4 protein-coding genes are annotated in these 4338 nt (G+C 72.9%); 3 read left to right on the forward strand and 1 reads right to left on the reverse strand.

Going from position 1 to position 4338, the window contains the following annotated elements:
- A partial coding sequence (locus ACJA3G_RS31350) for an ABC transporter ATP-binding protein (RefSeq protein WP_406556424.1) occupies positions 1-473 on the forward strand: 473 nt, incomplete at its 5' end.
- Positions 474-672: 199 nt separating this feature from the next.
- Here ACJA3G_RS31350 and ACJA3G_RS31355 read toward each other — a convergent pair.
- Entirely contained in the window at positions 673-1476 is an 804-nt protein-coding gene (locus ACJA3G_RS31355; RefSeq protein ID WP_406556425.1) for an IclR family transcriptional regulator, read from the reverse strand.
- 340 nt (positions 1477-1816) lie between these two features.
- Between ACJA3G_RS31355 and allB the strand changes: the two genes are divergently transcribed.
- On the forward strand, positions 1817-3154 hold the full coding sequence (gene allB, locus ACJA3G_RS31360) for an allantoinase AllB (protein ID WP_406556426.1): 1338 nt from the start codon (positions 1817-1819) through the stop codon (positions 3152-3154).
- 4 nt (positions 3155-3158) lie between these two features.
- Positions 3159-4274: an allantoicase gene (gene alc, locus ACJA3G_RS31365; protein WP_406556427.1), complete on the forward strand. Its 1116-nt coding sequence runs from the start codon at positions 3159-3161 to the stop codon at positions 4272-4274.
- Positions 4275-4338: the final 64 nt, after the last annotated feature.

The following is a 4338-nucleotide window of genomic DNA, read 5'->3' on the forward strand; positions in this document are numbered from 1 at the left end:
GGGCGGAGACGGGGTCGCTGAACGCGGCGGAGCGGGCGGAGCTGCGGCGCTCGCGCGTCGGGATCGTCTTCCAGCAGCCGAACCTGCTGCCGTCGCTGACGGCGGCCGAGCAGGTGCAGGTGATGGCGCACCTGGCGGGCCGCAGGCCCGGGGCGGCGCGGGAGCGGGCGCTCTCCCTGCTGGACGCGGTGGGTCTCGCGGACCGGGCGGACCGGCGTCCGCACCAGCTGTCCGGGGGCCAGCGCCAGCGGGTGAACATCGCGCGGGCGCTGATGAACGAGCCGGCGGTGCTGCTGGTGGACGAGCCGACGAGTGCGCTGGATCATGCGCGGGGGGCGTCGGTGCTGGACCTTTTGACCCGGCTCACCCGGGAGCGCGGCACGGCGACGGTACTGGTCACGCATGACGCGGCGCATCTGGAGCGGGTGGAGCGGGTGGTGCGGATGGGGGACGGGCGCCTCAGGGAGGCGTGACGCCCCGTCCCCGGGGGTGCTGCGGCCGGGGGTTCGTCTGCGGGTGAGTGGGGGCTGGTCGCGCAGTTCCCCGCGCCCCTAAGGCATGGGGCCGAGCCAGGGTCCCCGGGTGCGGCCGGCCCCCCAAGGGGCGCGGGGAACTGCGCGACCAGCCCTCCACGACCCGCGGCCAAAGACACCGCCCCCCGGGACGGGATCGTCAGCCCTGGGCCCCCGTGTTCGCCAGCGCCGCCGACAGCTCCTCCGCGATCCCCTGGAGGATCGGGACGATCCGCTCCGTCGCCGTCTCCGTCACCCGCCCCGCCGGGCCCGAGATGGAGATCGCCGCCGCCGTGGGCGAGTTCGGCACCGACACCGCGAGGCAGCGGACTCCTATCTCCTGCTCGTTGTCGTCGACCGCGTACCCCGCCTGCCGCACCTGCTCCAGCGCGTCGAGGAAGCCCTCCGGCGTGGTGATGGTCTTCTCCGTCGCCGCGGGCATCCCCGTACGCGCGAGCAGCGCCCGCACCTCCTCCGGCGGGGTGTGCGCGAGGAGCGCCTTGCCCACGCCCGTGGAGTGCGGCAGCACCCGCCGGCCCACCTCCGTGAACATCCGCATCGAGTGCTTGGACGGCACCTGCGCCACGTACACGATCTCGTCACCGTCGAGCAGGGCCATGTTCGCCGTCTCGCCGGTCTCCTCGACCAGCCGGGCCAGATACGGCCGGGCCCAGGTGCCCAGCAGTCGCGCCGAGGACTCGCCGAGGCGGATCAGGCGGGGGCCGAGCGCGTACCGCCGGTTGGCCTGCTGGCGTACGTAACCGCAGGCCACGAGGGTGCGCATCAGACGGTGGATGGTCGGCAGCGGCAGGCCGCTGCTGGCGGAGAGCTCGCTGAGGCCCACTTCGCCCCCCGCGTCGGCCATCCGCTCCAGAAGGTCGAAGGCGCGCTCCAGGGACTGGACGCCACCGCTCGCGGCGGATGGCTTGGAGGCGTCAGTGGTGCTGGCGCTGGACGTCGGCACGGCGCGGTCCTTTCAGCTGGCAGGCGAGGCAGCAGCCTACCTGTGTGTTTCTCGCCGTACAGTGCGTACGTGGGGAGTCCCTGCCGGTCAGCGTGGGTTTGTCCGTTCCGGTGCGGCGCCCCGTGGCGATAGCTCCATTCTGAGGAGTGAAAGTCTAATTCCATTCTGTGGAAACCTCCAAGACCCACGCCGTCGGCCGCCGCCGTATCCCGGACACCCTTGACGGCTCCCTGATCGGCGGGAAGACTCCTTCAACAGTTCGTTGAATTCTGCTCGCCGCACTCCGCCGGGGAACCACGCCACCGCGGACGTGCACTCCATCGCGGAAGTGAGGGCTCGGGTGTCCGACGTCAACCTGGTACTGCGCTCGTCGCGCGTCATCACCCCCGACGGCACCCGCCCGGCCTCGGTCGCCGTCGCCGGCGGGGTGATCCACGCGGTGCTGCCGTACGACGCCGAGGTGCCGGCCGGGGCCCGCCTGGAGGACTTCGGCGACGACGTGCTGCTGCCGGGCCTCGTCGACTGCCATGTGCATGTGAACGACCCCGGCCGCACCGAGTGGGAGGGCTTCTGGACCGCCACCCGGGCCGCCGCCGCGGGCGGCATCACCACCCTGGTGGACATGCCGCTCAACTCCCTGCCGCCGACCACCACGGTGGCCAACCTGCGTATCAAGCAGGAGGTCGCCCGCTCCAAGGCGCATGTGGACGTCGGCTTCTGGGGCGGCGCGCTGCCCGACAACGTCAAGGACCTGCGTCCGCTCCACGACGCCGGCGTCTTCGGCTTCAAGGCGTTCCTCTCGCCGTCCGGCGTGGAGGAGTTCCCCGAACTCGACCAGGACCACCTCGCCCAGTCGCTCGCCGAGATCGCCGGCTTCGACGGGCTGCTCATCGTGCACGCCGAGGACCCGCACGAGCTGGTCGCGGCGCCGCAGCGGCCCGGCCCCCGCTACGCCGACTACCTGGCCAGCCGCCCGAAGGTCTCCGAGAACACCGCCATCGAGTCGCTGATCGCCGCCGCCAAGCGGGTCGGGGCGCGGGTGCACATCCTGCACCTGTCCTCCTCCGACGCGCTGCCCGTGATCGCCGCCGCCAAGCGCGAGGGCGTCCGGCTCACCGTCGAGACCTGCCCGCACTACCTCACCCTCACCGCCGAGGAAGTCCCGGACGGCGCCAGCGAGTTCAAGTGCTGCCCGCCGATCCGCGAGGCCGCCAACCAGGACCTGCTGTGGGCGGCGCTCGCCGACGGCACCATCGACTGCGTGGTCACCGACCACTCGCCCTCCACCGCCGACCTCAAGACCGAGGACTTCGCCACCGCCTGGGGCGGGATATCCGGCCTCCAGCTGAGCCTGTCAGCGATCTGGACGGAGTCCCGCGGGCGCGGCCACACCCTCGACGACGTGGTCCGCTGGATGTCCTCCGCCACCGCGGGACTCGTCGGCCTGGACCGCAAGGGCGCCATCGAGGCCGGCCGCGACGCCGACTTCGCCGTCCTCGACCCCGACGCGACCTTCACCGTCGACCCGGCGGAACTCCAGCACCGCAACCGCGTCACCGCCTACGCGGGCAAGACCCTGCACGGTGTCGTCAAGTCGACCTGGCTGCGCGGCGAGCGCATCCAGGAGAACGGCACCCTCACCGGGCCCACCGGCCGCCTGCTCGAAAGGAACACCTGAGACCGTGAGTGCCATACCTTCCTTCACCGGTGACGCCAGCCCCTACGGAGGCGGCGACCCGTACGCCGACTACCGCACCGCCGACTTCCCGTTCACGCGGCACGCGGACCTCGCCGACCGGCGGCTCGGCGCGGGTGTCATCGCCGCCAACGACGAGTTCTTCGCCGAGCGCGAGAACCTCCTCAAGCCCGCCCCCGCCGAGTTCGACCCCGAGCACTTCGGCCACAAGGGCAAGATCATGGACGGCTGGGAGACCCGCCGCCGCCGCGGTGTCTCGGCCGCCGTGCCGCACCCCACGGACGACGACCACGACTGGGCCCTGGTGCGCCTGGGCGCCCCCGGCGTGGTGCGCGGCATCGTCGTCGACACCGCCCACTTCCGCGGCAACTACCCGCAGGCCGTCTCCGTCGAGGGCACCTCGGTCGCGGGCTCGCCCTCGCCCGGGGAGCTGCTCGCCGACGACGTGAAGTGGGTGACGCTGGTACCCCGTACGGCGGTCGGCGGCCACGCGGCCAACGGCTTCGCCGTCGACGTCGAGCAGCGCTTCACGCACCTGCGCGTCAACCAGCACCCCGACGGCGGCATCGCCCGGCTGCGCGTGTACGGCGAGGTCGCCCCGGACCCGGCGTGGCTCGCGGCCCTCGGCACCTTCGACCTCGCGGCCCTGGAGAACGGCGGCCAGGTCGAGGACGCCTCCGACCGCTTCTACTCGCCCGCCACCAACACCATCCAGCCGGGCCGTTCCCACAAGATGGACGACGGCTGGGAGACCCGCCGCCGCCGCGACAAGGGCAACGACTGGATCCGCTACCGGCTGGCGGCGCAGTCCGAGATCCGCGCGGTCGAGATCGACACCGCCTACCTCAAGGGCAACTCGGCGGGCTGGGCGGCGCTTTCGGTCCGTGACGGCGAGGCGGGCGAGTGGCGCGAGATCCTGCCCCGCACCCGCCTCCAGCCCGACACCAACCACCGGTTCGTGCTCGACGCTCCCGCGGTGGCCACCCACGTACGCATCGACATCTTCCCCGACGGCGGCATCTCCCGCCTGCGGCTGTTCGGCTCGCTCACGGGCGACGGCGCGGCGCGGCTGAACGCCCGCCACCAGGAGCTGGGCGGCTGACGACACCCGCCCCCGCGCGGGGCGCCCCGGCCCGACAGCACCGGAGCGCCCCGCGCCACAGCCC

The sequence above is a fragment of the Streptomyces sp. YS-3 genome (assembly GCF_045257485.1).
In the GTDB taxonomy this organism is placed as follows: domain Bacteria; phylum Actinomycetota; class Actinomycetes; order Streptomycetales; family Streptomycetaceae; genus Streptomyces.